The organism is Aeromicrobium sp. SP1, assembly GCF_055663785.1.
The window spans coordinates 1246493-1265840 of sequence record NZ_JBQVVK010000001.1; the positions used below are offsets into that span (position 1 = coordinate 1246493).

23 protein-coding genes are annotated in these 19348 nt (G+C 69.3%); 6 read left to right on the forward strand and 17 right to left on the reverse strand.

Annotation, left to right across the window (positions count from 1 at the left end):
* Window positions 1–2: 2 nt before the first annotated feature.
* Window positions 3–365, reverse strand: a complete 363-nt coding sequence (locus tag ACT26F_RS06135) for an FKBP-type peptidyl-prolyl cis-trans isomerase (protein ID WP_471669618.1) — start codon at window positions 363–365, stop codon at window positions 3–5.
* Window positions 366–384: 19 nt separating this feature from the next.
* Between ACT26F_RS06135 and ACT26F_RS06140 the strand changes: the two genes are divergently transcribed.
* Window positions 385–1404, forward strand: a complete 1020-nt coding sequence (locus ACT26F_RS06140; protein ID WP_471669619.1) for a zinc-binding dehydrogenase — start codon at window positions 385–387, stop codon at window positions 1402–1404.
* Window positions 1405–1437: 33 nt separating this feature from the next.
* Here ACT26F_RS06140 and ACT26F_RS06145 read toward each other — a convergent pair whose 3' ends face one another.
* Together ACT26F_RS06145 and ACT26F_RS06150 are read right to left on the reverse strand one after the other, a co-directional pair.
* The gene (locus ACT26F_RS06145) at window positions 1438–2649 is read right to left on the reverse strand and encodes an acyl-CoA dehydrogenase family protein (protein WP_471669620.1); all 1212 of its coding nucleotides are present in this window, start codon (window positions 2647–2649) and stop codon (window positions 1438–1440) included.
* Between the two features lie 14 nt (window positions 2650–2663).
* On the reverse strand, window positions 2664–3971 hold the full coding sequence (locus ACT26F_RS06150; RefSeq protein ID WP_471669621.1) for an acyl-CoA dehydrogenase family protein: 1308 nt from the start codon (window positions 3969–3971) through the stop codon (window positions 2664–2666).
* Between the two features lie 126 nt (window positions 3972–4097).
* On the opposite strand from ACT26F_RS06150, the gene def reads away from it, so the two are divergent.
* Window positions 4098–4703 (forward strand): peptide deformylase, encoded by a 606-nt coding sequence (gene def / locus ACT26F_RS06155; protein ID WP_471669622.1) that lies wholly within the window; start codon window positions 4098–4100, stop codon window positions 4701–4703.
* The gene (locus tag ACT26F_RS06160; protein ID WP_471669623.1) at window positions 4700–5224 is read left to right on the forward strand and encodes a GNAT family N-acetyltransferase; all 525 of its coding nucleotides are present in this window, start codon (window positions 4700–4702) and stop codon (window positions 5222–5224) included. Before def ends, ACT26F_RS06160 begins: the two co-directional genes overlap by 4 nt.
* A gap of 99 nt (window positions 5225–5323) precedes the next feature.
* Here ACT26F_RS06160 and ACT26F_RS06165 read toward each other — a convergent pair whose 3' ends face one another.
* From ACT26F_RS06165 to ACT26F_RS06180, 4 genes are read right to left on the reverse strand one after another with little or no spacing between them, the layout of a single operon-like run.
* Window positions 5324–6127, reverse strand: coding sequence for a TrmH family RNA methyltransferase (locus ACT26F_RS06165; protein WP_471669624.1), 804 nt, complete (start codon window positions 6125–6127; stop codon window positions 5324–5326).
* 11 nt (window positions 6128–6138) lie between these two features.
* Window positions 6139–7236, reverse strand: coding sequence for an SPFH domain-containing protein (locus ACT26F_RS06170; protein WP_471669625.1), 1098 nt, complete (start codon window positions 7234–7236; stop codon window positions 6139–6141).
* Window positions 7236–7685, reverse strand: a complete 450-nt coding sequence (locus ACT26F_RS06175) for an NfeD family protein (protein WP_471669626.1) — start codon at window positions 7683–7685, stop codon at window positions 7236–7238. The genes ACT26F_RS06170 and ACT26F_RS06175 overlap by 1 nt, the downstream gene beginning before the upstream one ends.
* An 11-nt stretch (window positions 7686–7696) precedes the next feature.
* Window positions 7697–8500: an ABC transporter ATP-binding protein gene (locus ACT26F_RS06180; protein WP_471669627.1), complete on the reverse strand. Its 804-nt coding sequence runs from the start codon at window positions 8498–8500 to the stop codon at window positions 7697–7699.
* 50 nt (window positions 8501–8550) lie between these two features.
* Between ACT26F_RS06180 and serB the strand changes: the two genes are divergently transcribed.
* Window positions 8551–9771 (forward strand): phosphoserine phosphatase SerB, encoded by a 1221-nt coding sequence (serB, locus tag ACT26F_RS06185; RefSeq protein ID WP_471669628.1) that lies wholly within the window; start codon window positions 8551–8553, stop codon window positions 9769–9771.
* A 7-nt stretch (window positions 9772–9778) separates the two neighbouring features.
* Here serB and ACT26F_RS06190 read toward each other — a convergent pair whose 3' ends face one another.
* On the reverse strand, window positions 9779–9994 hold the full coding sequence (locus ACT26F_RS06190; protein ID WP_471669630.1) for a dodecin: 216 nt from the start codon (window positions 9992–9994) through the stop codon (window positions 9779–9781).
* 34 nt (window positions 9995–10028) lie between these two features.
* Between ACT26F_RS06190 and ACT26F_RS06195 the strand changes: the two genes are divergently transcribed.
* Together ACT26F_RS06195 and ACT26F_RS06200 are read left to right on the forward strand one after the other, a co-directional pair.
* The gene (locus ACT26F_RS06195) at window positions 10029–10310 is read left to right on the forward strand and encodes a DUF3099 domain-containing protein (protein WP_471669631.1); all 282 of its coding nucleotides are present in this window, start codon (window positions 10029–10031) and stop codon (window positions 10308–10310) included.
* A complete protein-coding gene (locus ACT26F_RS06200) occupies window positions 10311–11048 on the forward strand; it encodes an SURF1 family cytochrome oxidase biogenesis protein (RefSeq protein WP_471669632.1) in 738 nt (245 codons plus the stop codon).
* Here ACT26F_RS06200 and ACT26F_RS06205 read toward each other — a convergent pair.
* The 9 genes from ACT26F_RS06205 to ACT26F_RS06245 form a co-directional block, all read right to left on the reverse strand.
* Window positions 11021–12619, reverse strand: a complete 1599-nt coding sequence (locus ACT26F_RS06205; RefSeq protein ID WP_471669633.1) for an ABC-F family ATP-binding cassette domain-containing protein — start codon at window positions 12617–12619, stop codon at window positions 11021–11023. The two genes, ACT26F_RS06200 and ACT26F_RS06205, sit on opposite strands and share 28 nt — an antisense overlap.
* Before the next feature lie 180 nt (window positions 12620–12799).
* Window positions 12800–13174: a metal-sulfur cluster assembly factor gene (locus tag ACT26F_RS06210; protein WP_471669634.1), complete on the reverse strand. Its 375-nt coding sequence runs from the start codon at window positions 13172–13174 to the stop codon at window positions 12800–12802.
* Window positions 13171–13626, reverse strand: coding sequence for a Fe-S cluster assembly sulfur transfer protein SufU (gene sufU, locus ACT26F_RS06215; RefSeq protein ID WP_471669635.1), 456 nt, complete (start codon window positions 13624–13626; stop codon window positions 13171–13173). The genes ACT26F_RS06210 and sufU overlap by 4 nt, the downstream gene beginning before the upstream one ends.
* Window positions 13627–13628: 2 nt before the next feature.
* Window positions 13629–14861, reverse strand: a complete 1233-nt coding sequence (locus ACT26F_RS06220) for a cysteine desulfurase (protein WP_471669636.1) — start codon at window positions 14859–14861, stop codon at window positions 13629–13631.
* A gap of 11 nt (window positions 14862–14872) precedes the next feature.
* Window positions 14873–15631, reverse strand: coding sequence for a Fe-S cluster assembly ATPase SufC (sufC, locus tag ACT26F_RS06225; RefSeq protein ID WP_471669637.1), 759 nt, complete (start codon window positions 15629–15631; stop codon window positions 14873–14875).
* 3 nt (window positions 15632–15634) lie between these two features.
* Complete coding sequence (locus ACT26F_RS06230; RefSeq protein WP_471669638.1) at window positions 15635–15958, reverse strand: Rieske (2Fe-2S) protein; 324 nt, start codon at window positions 15956–15958, stop codon at window positions 15635–15637.
* A complete protein-coding gene (gene sufD, locus ACT26F_RS06235; RefSeq protein WP_471669639.1) occupies window positions 15955–17130 on the reverse strand; it encodes a Fe-S cluster assembly protein SufD in 1176 nt (391 codons plus the stop codon). Before sufD ends, ACT26F_RS06230 begins: the two co-directional genes overlap by 4 nt.
* Window positions 17127–18563 carry a Fe-S cluster assembly protein SufB gene (gene sufB / locus ACT26F_RS06240; RefSeq protein ID WP_471669640.1) on the reverse strand — a complete coding sequence of 479 codons (1437 nt, stop codon included), beginning with the start codon at window positions 18561–18563 and terminating at the stop codon, window positions 17127–17129. Before sufB ends, sufD begins: the two co-directional genes overlap by 4 nt.
* Window positions 18560–19246 (reverse strand): helix-turn-helix transcriptional regulator, encoded by a 687-nt coding sequence (locus tag ACT26F_RS06245; protein ID WP_471671659.1) that lies wholly within the window; start codon window positions 19244–19246, stop codon window positions 18560–18562. The genes sufB and ACT26F_RS06245 overlap by 4 nt, the downstream gene beginning before the upstream one ends.
* Window positions 19247–19348: the final 102 nt, after the last annotated feature.

The window sequence follows — 19348 nt, forward strand, 5'->3', positions numbered from 1 at the left end:
GCTCAGCCGACGCCGATGAGGTCGATCACGAAGACCAGCGTGCGACCGGACAGGCGGTGACCGCCGCCGGCCGGACCGTAGGCCAGCTCGGGCGGGCAGACGAGCTTGCGACGACCGCCGACCTTCATGCCGGGGATGCCCTGCTGCCACGCGCCGATCAGCTGCGGGAGCGGGAAGCGGGCCGACTGGCCGCGGTCCCAGGAGGAGTCGAACTGCTCGCCGGTCTCGAAGTCGACACCCACGTAGTGGACGTCGACCACGCCGCCGGGGACGGCCTCGTCGCCGTCACCGACCGTGACGTCCTCGATGACCAGATCGGTCGGCGCGGGGCCGGGGGTGAAATCGACTTCGGGCTTCTCACTCATGTCTGCCATCCTTGCACGCATGCGCGCAACCGTCCTGCACTCCCCCGGCGACATCCGACTCGACACCCTGCCCGATCCCGTCATCGAGGCGGACACCGACGCGGTGGTCCGCGTGGTGGCCGCCTGCGTGTGCGGCAGTGACCTCTGGCCGTACCGGGGGCTCAACGGCGAGCAGACGCAGGCCAAGCAGATCGGTCACGAGCTCGTCGGCATCGTCGAGAAGATCGGCACCGCGGTCGCGAACGTGGAGCCGGGCGACTTCGTGATCGCCCCGTTCATGTACAGCGACAACACGTGCGCCCACTGCCGCAACGGGGTGCAGACCTCGTGCGTCAACGGCGGGGGCTACGACGGCTGCCAGGCCGAGCTCGTCCGGGTGCCGCAGGCCGACGGCACGCTCGTCGTCGTGCCCGGCGACGTGGACGACGACCAGCTGCCGCACCTGCTGGCGCTCTCGGACGTGTTCCCGACCGGTCACCACGCCGCCGTCAGCGCGCGGGTCGCGGCCGGCTCGACCGTCGCGGTCGTCGGCGACGGCGCCGTGGGCCTCAGCGCCGTGCTCGCCGCGAAGCGTCTCGGGGCTGCCACCGTCATCGCGATGTCACGCCACGCCGATCGCCAGGACCTCGCCGTGCGATTCGGCGCCGACCACGTCGTGGCCGCTCGTGGCAAGGAGGGCGCGGCGGAGGTCAAGGAGATCCTCGGCGGGATCGGCGCCGACTCCGTCCTCGAGTGCGTGGGCACGAAGGAGTCGATGAAGCAGGCGTTCTTGTCGCTGCGTCCCGGCGGCAACGTGGGGTACGTCGGTGTCCCGCACGGCGTCGAGCTGCCGGTGAACGTCATGTTCGCCTACAACTACGGTCTCGCCGGCGGCGTCGCGCCCGTGCGGCACTACCTCGACGAGCTGCTGCCCGACGTGCTGGCCGGCACGATCCGCCCCGGCGACGTGTTCGACCTGCACCTGCCGCTCGACCGCGTCGCCGACGCCTATCGCCAGATGGACGAGCGCACCGCGATCAAGGCCATGCTGCGTCCCTGATCGCGATGCGTCCGTAGGTCCCCCGTCGTCAGCTCACTTCAGCTGCGAGCTCGTGAGGCCCAGGATCCGGCGGGCCACGATGAGCTGCTGGATCTGCTGGGTGCCCTCGAAGATGTCGAGGATCTTGGAGTCGCGCGCCCACTTCTCGAGGAACGCGGTCTCGCTGTAGCCCAGGGACCCGGCCAGCTCGACGCACTTGAGCGTGATCGCATTGCCGGCCCGGCCGGCCTTCGCCTTGGCCATCGAGGCCTGCAGCGAGTTGGCCTGACGGTTGTCGGCCATCCACGCTGCCTCGAGGGTCAGCAGCAGGGCGGCCTCCCAGTCGGCCTCCATCTGCAGGAACGTGGCCACGGCGTGCGGCTGGATCGCCGGCGAGCGGTCGTAGTCGATCGTCAGACCGGCCTGCTCGATGAGGTCGCGCATGACCTCCAGGGACGCGCGGGCACAGCCGACGGCCATCCCGGCGACGAGCGGGCGGGTGTTGTCGAACGTCGCCATGGCGCCGGCGAAGCCCTTCGACGTGTCGATCTCCGGATCGCCGAGCAGGTTCTCCGCCGGCACGCGGCAGTTGTCCAGGACGATGACGGCCGTGTCGGAGGCGCGGATGCCGAGCTTGTGCTCGAGCCGCTCGACCCGGATGCCCGGAAGCGACTTCGGCACCACGAACGACTTGACGGCGGCGCGGCCGAGCTCCTTGTCGAGGGTGGCCCACACGACGACGGAGTCGGACCGGTCACCGGAGGTGACGAAGATCTTCTCGCCGTTGAGGATGTAGGCGTCGCCGTCCTTCGTCGCAGTGGTCTTGATGGCGGCCGAGTCGGAGCCGAAGCTGGGCTCGGTGATCGCCATCGAGGCCCACGTGCCCTTGAACCGCTCGAGCTGCTCGTCGGTGGCGACCGAGGCGATCGCCGAGTTGCCGAGTCCCTGACGCGGCATCGACAGCAGGAGGCCGACATCGCCCCAGCACATCTCGATGACGGACAGGACCGACGACATGTTCGAGCCGTTCTTGACGCTCTTGTCGTCCTTGCCGCTCTTGACCCGGACGCCGGCCGCGCCAGCTCCCGTGCCCGTGCCGGACTCGTTCAGCCCGTCGATGAGCGAGGCGAGCACGTCCAGCTCCTTGGGGTAGCTGTGCTCGGCGAGGTCGTACTTGCGCGAGTTGGCGCGCAGGAACTCGTTCGCGACGTCGTGCGCCTGCTGGACGAAGCCGCGGAACTTCCTGGGGGTATCGAGGTAGATCATCGGGTGTTCCGTCCTCAGACGAGGACTGCTCCTTCCATGACGCCGACGGCCCGCAGATCGCGGTACCAGCGCTCGACCGGGTGTTCCTTGACGAAGCCGTGTCCGCCGAGCATCTGCACGCCGTCCGTGCCGATCTGCATGCCGTACTCGGCCGTCAGACGACGAGCGAGCGCGCCCTCGCGGGCGAAGTCCACACCGCGCTCGGCGCGCGACGCGGCCTTGAGCGTGACCAAGCGCATGCCCTCGAGCTCGATCGCCATGTCGGCGACCGTGAACGCGACGGCCTGGCGGTACGCGATCGGCTCCCCGAACGCCTCGCGGGTCGTGACGTAGTCCTTGACGTAGTCCAGCACCGACTTGGCCGTGCCGAGCGCGAGGCCGGCCCACGCGAGGCGCGACAGCCGGATCATCGTGCGGTAGTCCTCGACCGTGCCGAGGATCGCGTCCTCGCCGACGCGGACGTCCGTCAGCTGGACCCGCGAGAGACCGGCGGCGCGCAGCCCCATGCTGGGGTCGGCGGCGACCGTGACGCCATCGGCGCTCGACTCCACGAGCAGCATCGACGGACCACGGCCCTCGACGTCGGCGGCGATCACGAACAGCTCGGCCTCCGAGCCGCGCACGGCGCCGGACTTGAGCCCGGAGACGACGTAACCCGCACCGTCGCGCTTGGCGACGGTGCTCAGCGTGAACGGGTCGAACAGCGGGGACGGCTCCGTGACGACGAGCGCCGCCGCGGGCACGTCGCCGCCGGTGAACGACGGCAGGTAGGTCTGCTGCTGGCCCTCGGTGCCCCACAGGGCGATCGCCGTCGCGACCGCGGACGGCGCGAGGCAGGCGACGGCCTGGCCCATGTCGCCGTGCGACAGGGCCTCGGCGACGAGGACGCCGGCGACGGCGGAACGCTCCTCGGACAGGCCACCGAGCGACTCGGGGATGTTCAGCAGCGACAGTCCGAACTCGCTCGTCTGCGACAGCACCTCCTTGGGCGTGTCGTCGCGCTTCTCGGCCTCCTCCGCGCCGGGGCGCAGGACCTCGGCCGCGAACTCGCCGATGACCTCGACGATCATCTTCTGGTCCTCGGTCGGGTTGAGGTCGAAGACGCCCGTCGTCGACGCGCTCGTCGGGCGACTGCCCTGAGCGCCGCCGCCCACCCTCGTGAAGGTTCGTTGCGTCGCGCCGACGGCCTGGAAGCCGATCCTCGTGCCGCCGTGCACGGCGCGTTCGGTGAACTTGCGCAGTCCGAACCGATCGAGGGTCTCGGATGCCGCGAGCTTGTTCAGTGCGCGAAGCGCGTAGGCCATGGGGTCAGTGCCCGCCACGTTCACTCCCTTTGAGTTTGGAGATTCTTGATAACTGTCGTTTGCAGTTTCGCATACCGAGAGTATCTGAAATCGGAGGCGGCTGCCAGCGATTCGGCGAGTCGCGGCGCTCGTTACGCTGATCCCGTGGCCGAAACCCCCTCTCCCGACCAGTCCCGACCCCTGCCCACCGGCGGCTCCGTCCGTCCGATCACGCGCTGGGGCACTCCCGTCATGCACCACGAGCTCGAGGACGTGACCCAGTTCGACGACGAGCTCGCGACGCTCGTGGCGGACATGGTCGCCACGATGTACGCCGCCGAGGGCGTGGGACTGGCCGCCAACCAGGTCGGCATCGACCGCAAGGTGTTCGTGTTCGACTGCCCCGACGCCGACGGGCAGCGGATCACCGGCGTCGTGTGCAACCCGGTGCTGCGCCTGCCGGACGGCCCCGACCGCAATCTCGACGTCGCCGACGAGGGCTGCCTGTCGCTGCCCGGCGCGTTCACCGAGTGCGCCAGGCCCGATCACGCGTGGGTCACGGGAGTCGACCAGCACGGTGAGCCGATCGCGTTCGAGGGCACGGGCCTGCTCGCGCGGTGCCTGCAGCACGAGACCGACCACCTCTTCGGCACGGTCTTCGGCGACCGCGTCCCCGAGAAGGCCAGGAAGAAGCTGCACAAGCAGCACAAGGCACTCGCCGAGGACTACCCGCAGGACTGGCCCGTCGGCGAGGAGCCCGAGGTCGAGTGATCCATCGTCCCGTCACCATCGAGGACCTCGACGACCTGCACGCGCTGTACACGGATCCGCGGGTGTGGGAGCACTACCCCACGCTGCGCCCGACGCTCCGGACACAGACCCGTCGCATGCTCCAACGCTGGATGGACGGCTGGACGCACGGCCTCGGCCAGTGGACGATCCTCACCGACGACGGCGAGTACGTCGGTCACGGCGGCGCCCAGGTGGCGCACGAGGGTCTCGTCTGGAACGTGGGCTACCGTATCCGCCCGGAGTTCTGGGGCCGCGGCATCGCCGGGCAGGTCGCCCGTGAGGCCGTCGCAGCCGCGCAGGAGGTCGATCCCGGGCGGCCGGTCGTCGCCTACATGCTCGAGCACAACGTCGCGAGCTGGCGCACCGCCGAGCACGCCGGGCTGAGGCGGGTCTGGCGGGGGCGCGACACCGGCAACCCGGACCGCGGAGCCGTCCGCCTCGTCTACGCCGACCGCGACCTCGCGCGAGCGACCGTCAGACGGGTCGTGCGGGCGGCCTGACGATGCCGTGGTCTCGATACGCCGCTCGTTCCTCGCGGCACTCGACCACCGGATCCGCTGATCGAGTAGCTGGCGAGCGCAGCGAGACGCGTATCGAGATCACTGGGCCGGCCTGAACCACCAGCACGCGATCGCGGTCGACGCGGCGACGTTGAGCGAGTCGATCCCCGCGGCCATCGGGATGATGACGCGCCGGTCGGCCTCGCGCTGCCAGTGGGCGCTCAGGCCGGGCCCCTCGGAGCCGACGATGACCGCGACCCGTTCCGCCGGCTCGACCTCGTCGATCGGGACGGCGTCGTCCGCCAGCGTCATCGCGTACGACGTGAAGCCCTGCTCGCGCAGCAGGGCGGGCAGGCCGAACCAGTCGTCGATCCGCGCCCACGGCAGCGAGAAGACCGCGCCCATCGCGACCTTGATCGAGCGCCGGTAGAGCGGATCGGCACAGCGCGGCGACAGCAGGACCGCGTCGAAGCCGAGTGCCGCCACGTTGCGCATCACGGCGCCGATGTTGGTGTGGTCGACGAGGTCCTCGGCGACGAGCACGCGACGGGCGCCGGCGAGCACCTCCGTGACCTCGCGCGGCGCAGGCCGGTGGATCGCCGCCAAGGCCCCCCGGTGCACGTGGAAACCGGTCAGGCGCTCGATCTGCGACTCCCCCAGCACGTAGACCGGCGCGTCGGCGTCCGCGAGGACGTCGCCCAGCGACTCGAGCCACCGCGGCGCGAGCAGGAACGACTTGGGCGCGTGCCCGGCCGCCAGAGCCCGCCGGATGACCTTCTCGCCCTCGGCGAGGTAGATCCCGCGCTCGGACTCGACCTTCGTGCGCAGCTGGACGTCACGCAGGTCCGTGAAGTCCCGCAGCCGAGGGTCGGCGGGATCGTCGAGGACGAACTGTTCGGCCACCGTGGTGCCGGTCAGGCCGGCGGCTGGCCCGCGGGAGGCTGGTCCGTCGGCGGATCGTCTTGCGTCGAGATCGGCGACTCCGCCTGCTTGGCGGCGCGGATGGCCTCCTCGACGGCGCTGCTGGTCTCGGCCGGGGGCGGCGAGGCGTCCTCGATGGGGGCATCGGGGTCGATCCGCTTGAGCGATCCGCCACCGTCGACCGGGATCGACCCGACGACGTTGCCGATCGTGCTCAACGCGGCCGTGACCTCGGCCGGGATGATCCACGTCGAGGCGTTGTGGCCGGCCGCGATCTTCGGCAGCGTCTGCAGGTACTGGTACGAGAGCAGCTTCTGGTCCGGGTTGCCGTCGTGGATCGCCTGGAAGACGGTCTCGATCGCACGGCCCTCGCCCTGCGCGGTCAGGATCGCGGCCTGCTTCTCGCCCTCGGCCCGCAGGATCGCCGACTGCTTCTCGCCCTCGGCGGTGAGGATGTTCGCCTGCTTCAGGCCCTCCGCGGACAGGATCGCCGACTGGCGCTCGCCCTCGGCCGTGAGGATCGACGCGCGCTTGTCGCGCTCGGCGCGCATCTGCTTCTCCATCGCGTCGATGATCGTGGGCGGCGGATCGATGCTCTTGAGCTCGACCCGGCTGACCTTGATCCCCCACCGTCCGGTCGCGGCATCGAGTTCGGCGCCCAGGGTGCGGTTGATCTGGTCGCGCCCCGTGAGCGCGTGCTCGAGCGTCATGCCACCGATGATGTTGCGCAGCGTCGTCATCGTCAGCTGGTGGATGCCGTCGATGTAGTTGACGATCTCGTACGTCGCCGCGACGGGGTTGTTGACCGTGAACAGGATGACCGTGTCGATCTCGACCGTCAGGTTGTCCTCGGTGATGACGCCCTGGGGCGGGAAGGAGACGACCTGCTCGCGCTGGTCGACGCGGTACTTGACGCGGTCGAGGAACGGGATGATGAGGTGCGGGCCGGGATCGAGCGTCGTGCGGTACTTGCCGAGGCGCTCGACGATGCCCGCGAAGTTCTGCGGGATGATCTTGAGGCTTGCCGCCGCGGTCACCAGCAAGAGGATGACCAGCAGCACGAACATGATGGCCAGGGCGGACGCGAACATCAGCTCTCCTTCCGGACGACGCGTGCGGTGGCGCCGTCGATGGCGGCGACGAGGACCTCGTCGCCCGGGTCGTACGTGGCGTCCGGGTCGACCGGGCGCGCGGTCCAGAGCACGTCGTCGATCCGGACCCGGCCCGCGTGGCGCGTGACCTGTTCGTCGACGATCGCGGTGTGGCCGACCAGACCGTGTGAGCCGCTCGGCAGCGTGGGCCCGTCATGGACGCGTGCCGCGATGCGCGGCCGGACGAGCGCGAGCAGTGCCACCGCGACGACGCCGAAGATCGCGAGCTGCAGCTCGACGGGAGCCCCGAGCCCTGCCGCGACGGCCGCCGCGAACGCGGCGAGTCCGAACATGAGGAAGATCAGCTCGCCGCTGGTCAGCTCGATCAGGCAGACGATGACTCCCAGCGTGATCCAGGTCAGCCAGATGTCGTCTCCGAACCAGTCCATGCGTCCCTCCCTCAGTTGGCGCGACGACGGACCGGAGGTCGTCGTGCGGTGTAGCGGCCGTCGTCGTGCGTGACCTCGAGCCGCTGCCCGAAGGCGGCGCTGAGGTTCTCCGACGTCAAGGTCTGCTCGATCGGACCGGTCGCCACCACCCGCCCCCGCGACAGCAGCAGTGCGTGGGTGAATCCGGGGGCGATCTCCTCGAGGTGGTGCGAGACCATCACGAGCGACGGGCCGAACTCGTCGGCGGCCAGACCCGACACGGTCGCGACGAGATCCTCGCGCGCGCCGACGTCGAGGCCCGCCGCGGGCTCGTCGAGCAGCACGACCTCGGGGTCGGTCATGAGCGCACGCCCGATCAGGACGCGCTTCTTCTCGCCCTCCGAGAGCGTGCCGAACGTGCGATCGGCCAGGGGCGCGATGCCGAGCTCGGCGAGCATGGCCATCGCGCGGGCGTGGTCCTGCTCGTCGTAGTCCTCGTTCCAGCGCCCGAGCACGGCGTAGGCGGCCGACAGGATCAGGTTGCGCACCGTCTCGTCGCCGGGCACGCGCTCGGCGATCGTGGCGCTCGTGTGACCGATGCGGGGGCGCAGCTCGAAGACGTCGACGGCCCCGAGTCGCTCGCCGAGGATCTCGGCGGTGCCGGAGGTCGGGTGCATGTTCGCCGAGACGATCTGCAGCAGCGTGGTCTTGCCGGCGCCGTTGGGTCCGACCAGGACCCAGTGCTCTCCGGGCTCGACCCGCCACGACACCCCATCGAGCAAGGACTTGCCCGAGCGCACGACCGTGACGTCGTCCAGGGCGAACACAGCGGTCACCCTTCCAACCTATCGTCTCGCCCTGACCCCGGGCCGATACCCTCGACTCGATGAGCACGCCTGTTCCCGGTCACGTCCCGACCCTGCACCTCACGGCCCCGACGGTGCTCGTGACCTTCAGCGGTCCCGATCGCGCCGGAGTCTCCACGCGAGTGTTCGGGACACTCGCCGATCACGACGTCGAGGTCCTCGACATCGAGCAGCTCGTCGTGCGCGGACGGCTCGTGCTCAGCGTGCTCGTGACCGAGCCCGACGACGCGACCACGTTCGACCTCGAGGTGCGCGACGTCGCCGCCGACCTCGGGCTCGAGGTCGAGGTCGTCCGCGGCACGGGCGACAACCGCCCCCGCCGCGTCGGGCGTTCGCAGGTCGTCGTGCTCGGCGCCCCGATGCTGCCCGCAGCGATGGCCTCGATCACGAAGGGCATCAAGGACCTGGGCGGCAACATCGACCGGATCGTGCGCATGGCGCGGTACCCCGTCACGGCCATCCGGCTGGAGGTCTCCGGCGCCGAGCCGGACGCCCTCCAGGCCGAGCTCGCCACGATCGGCCACCAGCACGGCATCGACGTGGCCGTGCAGGAGCACGGGATCCTGCGGCACGCCCAGCGGCTCGTCGTCATGGATGTCGACTCCACCCTGATCCAGGGCGAGGTGATCGAGATGCTCGCCGCGCACGCCGGGTGCGAGCAGGCCGTCGCCGAGGTCACCGAGAGGGCGATGCGCGGCGAGTTGGACTTCGCGCAGTCCCTGCACGAGCGAGTGGCCCAACTGGCGGGGGTGCCGGCCTCGGCCCTCGACGACGTGTACGAGAACCTCGCGTACACCCCGGGCGCCCGCACCATGATCCGCACGCTCAAGCGACTGGGATACCGGTTCGCGCTCGTGAGCGGCGGGTTCACCCAGATCATCGAGCGGCTCGCGGCGGACCTGGGCATCGACTACTTCGCGGCCAACGACCTCGAGATCGTCGACGGCGCCCTGACCGGACGCGTCGTCGGCGCCGTCGTCGACCGGGCCGGCAAGGCCGAGGCGCTGCGGCAGTTCGCCGAGCAGGCCGGGATCAGCGTGCGGAACACCGTCGCGATCGGCGACGGCGCGAACGATCTCGACATGCTCGCCGCCGCGGGACTCGGCATCGCCTTCAACGCCAAGCCGCTGGTCCGCGACCAGGCCCGGACCTCCGTCAACGTGCCCTACCTCGACGCGATCGTGTACCTCATGGGGATCACGCGCGAGGAGGTCGAGGCGGCCGACGCCGCCGACGAGTGAGGGTGGGCTACTCGTCGTCCTCGAGGCGGAAGCCGATCTTCATCGTCACCTGGAAGTGCGACGGCTCGTCGTCGACGACCTGGCCGCGGATGCCCACGACCTCGAACCAGTCGAGGTGGCGCAGCGTCTGCGACGCCCGCTTGATGCCGCTGTCGATGGCCTCGCTGACGCCGTCGGGAGACGTGCCGACGATCTCGGTGACTCGGTAGGTGCGGTTGCTCATGAGGACATCATGCCCCGCGCGTAGAGTGGCTCGTATGGCGCGCCGTGACTCCGACGAGGTGCACTCGATCACGAGTGCCCGTGAGCCGTACAGCGCGCAGGTCGACCACCGTGAGCGCAACTACCTGATCTCGATGGCGATCCGGGTCATCTGCTTCCTGGCATTCGTCCTCATCGACCACTGGTCGCGGTGGATCTTCGGTGCCGGGGCGATCTTCCTGCCCTATGTCGCGGTCGTCATCGGCAACTCCGCGATCCGCAGCTCCGGCGACGGACCGAGCCCGTTCGGCGTCGATCGCAAGCAACTGGATCGCTAGGTGTTTCGGTTCCTCCTGAGCCCACGCTGGATCGGGCTCGCGGTCTTCTCCGCCCTGCTGGCGGTGCTGTGCGTGTGGCTCGGCGGCTGGCAGCACGATCGGTGGGAGCACCGCAAGGCCACGAACGAGATCGTCCGCGCCAACCTCGAGGCGCCGCCCGCCACCGTCTCGGACGTGCTCGCGGACGGCTGGGACGACGACCTCGAGTGGCGCACCGTGACCGCGACCGGCACGTTCGACTCCGCCCACGAGGTCACCGTCCGGTTCGCGCACCGCGACGGTCGTCCCGGTGTCGAGGTCATCACTCCCCTGCGCCAGTCCGACGGCACCGTGGTGCTCGTGGACCGGGGTTGGATCGAGGGGCCGAACACCGGCGAGGCGCCGGACGACGTCCCGGCCGCGCCGACCGGCACGGTGACCGTCACGGGCTGGCTCCAGCCCGACAGCACCGCCAATGCCGCGGCCACGACCCCGACGGACGGTCAGGTCCGCGCCGTGCGCAGTGACGCCTGGACCGACTTCCTCGGCGTCGAACCGCTCCCGGGCCACATCGTGCAGACGCAGGACATCGCGGACGGGCTGCTCGGACCGGAGGACCCCGATCTGGGCACCGGTCCCCACTTCTTCTACTCGCTGCAGTGGTACTTCTTCGCCGGGCTCGCCGTCTTCGGCTACGTCTGGTTCGTGCGCACCGAGGTGCTCGAGCGCCGTCAGGCCAGGGCGACGAGGTCGGCGTAGGTGTCGGACCACAGGTCCTCGTCGCCATCGGGCAGCAGCAGCACCCGATCGGGCTCCAACGCCAGCACCGCGCCCTCGTCGTGCGAGACGAGGATGATCGATCCCTCGTAGCGGCGGATGGCGTCGAGCACCTCGGCGCGCGAGGCGGGGTCGAGGTTGTTGGTCGGCTCGTCCAACAGCAGGACGTTGGCGCTGGAGACGATCAGACCCGCGAGGGCCAACCGCGTCCGTTCGCCACCGGAGAGCACGCCGGCCGGCTTGTCGGAGTCGTCGCCGGTGAACAGGAACGCGCCCAGCACGCTGCGGGCCTGGGTCTCGGTCAGCTCCGGCGCGGTGCGCTGCATGTTCTGCAGCACCGTGCTGTCCAGGTCGAGCGTCTCGTGCTCCTGCGCGAAGTACCCGATCTTGAGACCGTGGCCCGGGATGATCTCACCCGTGTCGGACTCCAGGGTGCCGGCGAGCATCCGCAGCAACGTCGTCTTGCCCGCGCCGTTGAGCCCCAGCACCACGACGCGGCTGCCACGGTCGATCGCGAGGTCGACGTCGGTGAAGATCTCCAGCGACCCGTACGACTTCGACAGGCCGGTGGCCATGAGCGGCGTCTTGCCGCACGGTGCCGGCTTCGGGAAGTCGATCTTGGCGACCTTCTCGGCCTGACGAACATCGTCGAGGCCGGCCATCATCTGCTCGGCGCGACGCAGCATCTGCTGGGCGGCGGACGCCTTCGATGCCTTGGCGCGCATCTTGTTGCCCTGCATGACGAGTCGCTCGGCGGTCTTCGTGGTGATCTCGCGCTCGCGCTTGCGGCGGACCTCGTCGGCCTCGCGCTGGCGCAGGTAGTGCTTCCAGCCCATGTTGTAGATGTCGATCGTCGCGCGGTTGCCGTCGAGGTAGAAGACCTTGTTGACGGTCTCCTCGACGAGCTCGACGTCGTGGCTGATGATGATCAGCCCGCCGGAGTAGGTCTGCAGGAAGCCGCGCAACCACGTGACCGAGTCGGCGTCGAGGTGGTTGGTGGGCTCGTCGAGCAGCATCGTGTCGGCGTCGCTGAACAGGATGCGAGCCAGTTCGATGCGTCGACGCTGGCCGCCGGACAGGGTGGACAGCTGCTGCTCGAGAACGCGGTCGGGCAGACCGAGGGCGTGCGAGATCGTGGCGGCCTCGGCCTCGGCGGCATACCCGCCTGCGGCACCGAACTCGGCGTCGGCGCGGGTGTACCGGCGCATGGCGTCCTCGGCGAGCGCGGAGTCGGACGAGGCCATCTCGACCTCGGCCTGGCGCATGCGACGCATCGACTCGTCGAGGCCGCGCGCGGACAGGATGCGGTCGCGCGCCGTGATGGTCAGGTCGCCGGTCTTCGGATCCTGCGGCAGGTAGCCGATCTCACCGGAGCGCGTGATGGTGCCGGAGGAGGGCTCGCCGCCACCGGCCAGCAGCTTGGTGAGGGTGGTCTTGCCGGCGCCGTTGCGGCCGACGAGGCCGATCTTGTCGCCCTTCGTGACCCGGAACGAGACGTCGGACATCAGAACGCGCGCGCCGAAGCGCAGCTCCACATTGGAAGCGGTGATCATGGAAGTGCCTTCGTGAGGGGGTGAACGGGCGAGGACGCAGGGGTCGAGCGTCACTCCAGCCGGATCATGTTCACCGCAACAGTCTACGCAGCCACCGCGGTGGCACGAAATCGTCGTGACGCAGGTCTCAGCGGGCGACGGCCTGCGCCTCGACGACGTTCGGGGCGTCGAGTCGGTCGGTCAGCCGATGTTGAAGCCGAGGGCGCGCAGCATCTCGCGGCCGTCGTCGGTGATCTTGTCCGGGCCCCACGGCGGCATCCAGACCCACTCGATCCGGAAGTCGTTCACGAGACCGTCGAGCGCGGCGCGCGTCTGGTCCTCGATGACGTCGGTCAACGGGCAGGCCGCGGACGTGAGGGTCATCTGCAGGATCGCGTTGCTGTGCTCGTCGACGTGCACGCCGTAGACGAGGCCCAGGTCGACGACGTTGATCCCGAGCTCGGGGTCGACGACATCCTTCATCGCCTCCTCGACGTCCTCCTGCGTCGTGGCGCCCGGCTGGACCGTGACGTCGGGCAGGTCACTGTGGTCGGTACCGATCTCGTTCGTGGTCATGCGTCCTCCTTGGCGAGGGCTCGGGAAACCGCATCCTTGAACGCCATCCAGGACAGGAGGGCGCACTTGACGCGGGCGGGGAACTGGGCGACACCGGCGAACGCGATGCCGTCCTCGAGGACGTCCTCGTCGGGCTCGACCTGGCCGCGACCCTGCATGAGCTCCTGGAACACGTCCAGGGTCGCAAGGCCGTCGGCGACCGACTTGCCGACGATCAGGTCGTTCAGCACGGACGCGGACGCCTGGCTGATCGAGCAGCCCTCGGCGGCGTACGACACGTCCTGCACCATCTCACCGTCGAGGTGGACGCGCAGCGTGATCTCGTCGCCGCACGTCGGGTTCACATGGTGCACCTCGGCCTCGAACGGGTCGCGCAGACCCGCACCGTGGGGGTGCTTGTAGTGTTCCAGGATGATGTCCTGGTACATCGCGTCGACATTTGCTGCGTTCATGGTCATACCCCGAAGTACTTCTGGGTGTGCCGGATCCCCGCGACGAGTGCGTCGATCTCGGCCTCGGTCGTGTACAGGTAGAACGACGCGCGGGTCGTCGACTGGACGCCGAAGCACTGGTGCAACGGCTTGGCGCAGTGGTGTCCGGCCCGGACGGCGACGCCCTGGCTGTCGAGCAGCTGCGCGACGTCGTGCGGGTGCACGCCGTCGAGGGTGAAGCTGATCGCTCCCCCGCGGTCGACCGGCTCCTTCGGACCCACGATCGTGACGCCGGGCAGCTCGTTCAACTGGCCGAGCGCGTAGGCGGTGATCTGCTGCTCGTGCGCGGCGACGTTCTCCATGCCGAGCGCGGTCAGGTAGTCGACCGCGGCACCCAGCCCGACCGACTGCGCGATCGGCGGCGTGCCGGCCTCGAAGCGGTGCGGCGGTGCGGCGAAGGTCGTGTGCTCCATCGAGACGGTCTCGATCATCTCGCCGCCACCGAGGAACGGCGGCAGCTCGGCGAGCAGGTCGTAGCGACCCCACAGCACGCCGATGCCCGTCGGACCGACCATCTTGTGACCGGTGAAGGCCACGAAGTCGGCGCCGAGCGCAGCGACGTCGACCGGCAGCTGCGGCACGGCCTGCGAGGCGTCGATCACGACGAGCGCACCCACCTCGTGGGCACGCCGCACGACCTCGGCGACGGGGTTGATCGTGCCGAGCATGTTCGACACCCACGTGACCGAGACGACCTTGGTCCGCTCCGTCAGCTCGAGCGAGTCGAGGTCGAGCCGACCCTCGGGCGTCACGCCGTACCAGCGCAGCGTCGCGCCGGTGCGCTGCGTGAGGAGCTGCCACGGCACGAGGTTGGAGTGGTGCTCCATCTGCGTGACGACCACCTCGTCGCCCTCGGCCACGCGACCGGCGTCGCCGAGCACCCGCGCGACGAGGTTGAGCGCCTCGGAGGCGTTCTTCGTGAAGATGACCTCGTCACGACTCGGTGCGCCGATGAAGCCGGCGACCTTGTCGCGACCGAGCTCGAACGCAGCGCTGGCCTCGGCACCGAGCTGGTGCATCGCCCGGGCGACGTTCGCGTTGTGCTCGAGGTAGTGGCGCTCGATCGCGTCGACGACCTGGCGCGGCTTCTGCGACGTGTTGGCGCTGTCGAGGTACACCAGCGGACGGTCGCCCGCCAGGGTCCTCGACAGGATGGGGAAGTCCTTGCGGACCGCCTCGACGTCGTAGTTGCTCATGGTCACTCCCGTCAGACCGAGGCCTTGACGAACTTGTCGTAGCCCTCGACCTCGAGCTGCTCGGCGAGCTCGCGGCCACCGGTCTCGGCGAGCCGGCCGGCCACGAACACGTGGACGTAGTCGGGCTGGATGTAGTTCAGGATGCGGGTGTAGTGCGTGATCAGCAGGACTCCGCGGTCGCCCTGCGCCGAGTAGCGGTTCACGCCGTCGGACACGACGCGCAGGGCGTCGATGTCCAGACCCGAGTCGGTCTCGTCCAGCACCGCGAAGCGCGGGTTCAGCAGCTCGAGCTGGGCGATCTCGTGGCGCTTCTTCTCGCCGCCGGAGAAGCCCTCGTTGACCGAGCGCTGCGCGAACGTGGGATCGAGCGTCATGCGCTCGAGCGCCGCGTTGACGTCCTTGACCCACGTGCGCAGCTTGGGCGCCTCGCCGTCGATCGCGGTCTTGGCCGTGCGCAGGAAGTTCGCGACCGACACACCGGGCACCTCGACGGGGTACTGCATCGCGAGGAACAGGCCGGCGCGGGCGCGCTCGTCGACGCCCATCGCCAGCAGGTTCTGACCGTCGAGCAGCACCTCGCCGTCGGTGACGTTGTACTTCGGGTGGCCGGCGATCGAGTAGGCCAGCGTGGACTTGCCGGAGCCGTTCGGGCCCATGATGGCGTGGACCTCACCGGAGTTGATGGTCAGGTCGACGCCGCGCAGGATCTCCTTCTCGCCGTCCTCGGTCGTGACCGAGACGTGAAGGTTCTTGATCTCCAGGGTGCTCATGCTTCAGTTCTCCTCAGGGACCTCGACGAAGACGACGTCGCCCTCGATCGTGGTGGTGTAAACGGGTACGGGTTCGGTGGCGGGCAGACCGTTCGGCTCGCCGGTCTTGAGCGAGAAGCGCGATCCGTGCAGGAAGCACTCGATCTCGCATGCGGCCAGATCGACGTCGCCGTCCGAGAGCGGGATCTCGGCGTGCGAGCACCAGTCCTCGATCGCGTAGACGGTCTGGCCGTCACGCACGAGAGCGATGTCGTGGCCGCCCGCCTCGGTGGCGAACGTCGCGCCGTCGGGCAGTTCGCCCAGCGTCGCGATCCGGTGCTTGGTCATGCGAGCCGTCCGACGACGGTGGCCAGCTCGTCCTCGATCGCGGCCATGAGCCGTTCCTGCAGGTCCTCGACGCCGACGCGACGGATGATGTCGTTGAAGAAGCCGTGCACGACGAGACGCCGTGCCTCGGTCTCCTCGATGCCGCGGCTCTGCAGGTAGAACAGGTGCTCGTCGTCGAAGCGTCCGGTCGTGGACGCGTGTCCTGCGCCCGCGATGTCGCCGGTCTCGATCTCGAGGTTCGGCACGGAGTCGGCGCGCGCACCGTCGGTCAGGACGAGGTTGTCGTTCTGCTCGAACGTGTCGATGCCCTGGGCGACCTTGCGGATCAGGACGTTGCCGATCCACACGGTGCGGGCGCCCTGGCCCTGCAGCGCTCCCTTGTACTCCACGTTGCTGCGGGTCTTGGGCGCGGTGTGGTCGACGAACTGGCGGTGCTCGAGGTGCTGACCGGCGTCGGCGAAGTAGATGCCGAGCAGGTCGACGCTGCCGCCGGGCCCGCGGTAGTCGACGTTCGTCGACGAGCGCACGAGGTCGCCGCCGAGGGTGAACTCGAAGAACCGCACGGTCGCGTCGCGGCCGACGCTGATGCCGTGCTGGACGGCATGGACCGCGTCGTCGTTCCAGTCGGCGAGGTTGACGATGTCGACCTGCGCGCCGTCACCGATCAGGTACGTGACGTTCGTGGCGTACGTGGCCGAGCCGACGTGGTCGAACAGGATCGTGGCCTTCGAGAAGGGCGCGACCTTGACCACGATGTGGCCCCACGCGACGTCCTCGACCGAGTTGCCCGTCAGCCTCAGGCGGGCGGGTGCGTCCAGCTCGCCGTCGACCTCGACCAGGGCCACGGCGGTGGCGTTCTGGACGGCCAGCGCGGCGAGCCGGTCCAGAGGCGCGATGCCGCCGAGGGCCTTGGCCTCCTCGGTCGTGATGGGAGTCAGCTTCACGCCCGCGGGCAGGTCCTCCTCGAGCGCGAGGTGGGCGTCCGACGGCGCGCCGTCGAGCAGTCCACGCAGGCGCTTGAGCGGCGTGAACCGCCAGATCTCCTCGAGGCCCGTGGGCTTCGGGTGGTCGGCGATGTCGTAGGACGGCACCGGGTGCAGGTGGGACTGCACGTGCTCCAACTCGAGGACCTGGTTGATGTTCTCGATGTTCGTGTCGGTGGTGACGGTCATCCGACAGCACCCTCCATTTGCAGCTCGATGAGACGGTTCAGTTCCAGCGCGTACTCCATGGGCAGCTCGCGCGCGATCGGCTCGACGAAGCCGCGCACGATCATCGCCATGGCCTCGTCCTCCTCCATCCCGCGCTGCATGAAGTAGAAGAGCTGGTCGTCGCTGACCTTCGAGACCGTGGCCTCGTGGCCGAGCGTGACGTCGTCCTCGCGGACGTCGACGTACGGGTAGGTGTCCGAGCGGCTGATCTGGTCGACCAGGAGCGCATCGCACTTGACGGTGCTGGCAGAGCCGTGCGCGCCCTCGTTGACCTGCAGCAGGCCGCGGTACGACGTGCGACCGCCGCCGCGCGCGACCGACTTGCTCAGGATCGAGCTGGACGTGTTCGGGGCGACGTGCACCATCTTGGCGCCGGTGTCCTGGTACTGGCCCTCGCCGGCGAACGCGATCGAGAGCGTCTCGCCGCGGGCCTGCTCGCCCATCAGGTAGACGGCCGGGTACTTCATCGTGACCTTGGAGCCGATGTTGCCGTCGACCCACTCCATCGTGGCGCCGGCCTCGCACGTGGCGCGCTTCGTCACGAGGTTGTAGACGTTGTTCGACCAGTTCTGGATCGTCGTGTAACGGACGCGGGCGCCCTTCTTCACGATGATCTCGACGACGGCGCTGTGCAGCGAGTCGGTCTTGTAGATCGGCGCGGTGCAGCCCTCGACGTAGTGGATGTAGGAGTCCTCGTCGGCGATGATCAGCGTCCGCTCGAACTGACCCATGTTCTCGGTGTTGATCCGGAAGTAGGCCTGCAGCGGGATGTCGACGTGGACGCCCTTGGGCACGTAGATGAACGAGCCGCCGGACCACACCGAGGTGTTGAGGGCCGCGAACTTGTTGTCGCCGACCGGGATCACGGTGCCGAAGTACTCCTGGAAGAGCTCCGGGTGCTCCTTGAGCGCGGTGTCGGTGTCGAGGAAGATGACGCCCTTCTCCTCCAGATCCTCGCGGATCTGGTGGTAGACGACCTCGGACTCGTACTGGGCCGCGACGCCGGAGACGAGGCGCTGCTTCTCGGCCTCGGGGATGCCGAGGCGGTCATACGTGTTCTTGATGTCCTCGGGCAGCTCTTCCCACGTGGTCGCCTGCTTCTCGGTCGAGCGCACGAAGTACTTGATGTTGTCGAAGTCGATCGCGTCCAGATCGGCGCCCCACGTCGGCATCGGCTTGCGCTCGAAGAGCTTGAGGCCCTTGAGGCGCAGGTCGAGCATCCACTGCGGTTCGCTCTTCTTGCCCGAGATGTCGCGCACGACGGCGTCGCTGAGGCCGCGCTGGGCGCTCGCCCCGGCGACGTCGGCGTCGTGCCAGCCGAACTCGTAGTTGCCGACCTCCTTGAGACCGGGATTCAGCTCCTCGATCGAGGTCGTGTCGTTCGTGGTGGTCATCGCGACAGCCTTTCCGTGTTCGACAGGGGCGCGTGGGGCAGGTGCGTCGTGCACACCCCGTCGCCGTGGGCGATGGTCGCCAACCGTTGGACGTGGGTGCCCAACAGGTCGGCGAAGATCTCGGTCTCCGCCTCGCACAGTTGCGGGAACTCCTCGGCCACATGGGCGACCGGGCAGTGGTGCTGGCAGATCTGGACGCCCAGGGGCGTCGAGCTGGTGGAGGCGGCGAAGCCGTCGTCGCTGAGCGCTCGCGCCAGGACCTCGGCGTGCTCGGCCGGCGGCACGTGCTCCAGCAGCGCGGCGTACCGGGTGCGGAACTCGGCGAGACGGTGACGCGCGAACGCCAGGACGGCCGCGTCTCCCCCGGCCTCGCGCAGGAACCGCAGCGCCTGGGCGGCGAGGTCGTCGTACGTGTGGGTGAACGTGTCGCGGCCCGCGTCGGTGAGCGCGAACACGCGCGCGGGGCGGCCGCGCCGACGCTGTCCGCTGATGCGCTCCTCGCGCGCCTCGACCAGGCCGATCTCGGCGAGGTGCTCGAGGTGACGACGGACGGCGGCGGGGGTCAGCTTGAGGCGCTCGGCCAGGGCCGTCGCCGTGCTCGGACCGTTCTCGAGGATGCTCCCGGCGACCCGTTCGCGCGTGGGGGAATCGTCGACGACCGACGGCTCCTCACTCACGCGCATGTTTTTCACAACACCATTGTGACGTTAATGCTTCCACCCATTCAACGAAGGACACCCTCAGTGAGGCATGCCTCACGAGAAAGCCTTCGACGCCGAACCCCG

Coding starts and splice junctions, on each gene's coding strand:
- ACT26F_RS06135 (WP_471669618.1), bottom strand. CDS start 365: ATGAGTGAGAAGCCCGAAGTCGATTTCACCCCCGGCCCCGCGCCGACC.
- ACT26F_RS06140 (WP_471669619.1), top strand. CDS start 385: ATGCGCGCAACCGTCCTGCACTCCCCCGGCGACATCCGACTCGACACC.
- ACT26F_RS06145 (WP_471669620.1), bottom strand. CDS start 2,649: ATGATCTACCTCGATACCCCCAGGAAGTTCCGCGGCTTCGTCCAGCAG.
- ACT26F_RS06170 (WP_471669625.1), bottom strand. CDS start 7,236: ATGTTCGCGTCCGCCCTGGCCATCATGTTCGTGCTGCTGGTCATCCTC.
- ACT26F_RS06175 (WP_471669626.1), bottom strand. CDS start 7,685: ATGGACTGGTTCGGAGACGACATCTGGCTGACCTGGATCACGCTGGGA.
- serB (WP_471669628.1), top strand. CDS start 8,551: ATGAGCACGCCTGTTCCCGGTCACGTCCCGACCCTGCACCTCACGGCC.
- ACT26F_RS06190 (WP_471669630.1), bottom strand. CDS start 9,994: ATGAGCAACCGCACCTACCGAGTCACCGAGATCGTCGGCACGTCTCCC.
- ACT26F_RS06195 (WP_471669631.1), top strand. CDS start 10,029: ATGGCGCGCCGTGACTCCGACGAGGTGCACTCGATCACGAGTGCCCGT.
- ACT26F_RS06205 (WP_471669633.1), bottom strand. CDS start 12,619: ATGATCACCGCTTCCAATGTGGAGCTGCGCTTCGGCGCGCGCGTTCTG.
- ACT26F_RS06210 (WP_471669634.1), bottom strand. CDS start 13,174: ATGACCACGAACGAGATCGGTACCGACCACAGTGACCTGCCCGACGTC.
- sufU (WP_471669635.1), bottom strand. CDS start 13,626: ATGAACGCAGCAAATGTCGACGCGATGTACCAGGACATCATCCTGGAA.
- ACT26F_RS06220 (WP_471669636.1), bottom strand. CDS start 14,861: ATGAGCAACTACGACGTCGAGGCGGTCCGCAAGGACTTCCCCATCCTG.
- sufC (WP_471669637.1), bottom strand. CDS start 15,631: ATGAGCACCCTGGAGATCAAGAACCTTCACGTCTCGGTCACGACCGAG.
- ACT26F_RS06230 (WP_471669638.1), bottom strand. CDS start 15,958: ATGACCAAGCACCGGATCGCGACGCTGGGCGAACTGCCCGACGGCGCG.
- sufD (WP_471669639.1), bottom strand. CDS start 17,130: ATGACCGTCACCACCGACACGAACATCGAGAACATCAACCAGGTCCTC.
- sufB (WP_471669640.1), bottom strand. CDS start 18,563: ATGACCACCACGAACGACACGACCTCGATCGAGGAGCTGAATCCCGGT.
- ACT26F_RS06245 (WP_471671659.1), bottom strand. CDS start 19,246: ATGCGCGTGAGTGAGGAGCCGTCGGTCGTCGACGATTCCCCCACGCGC.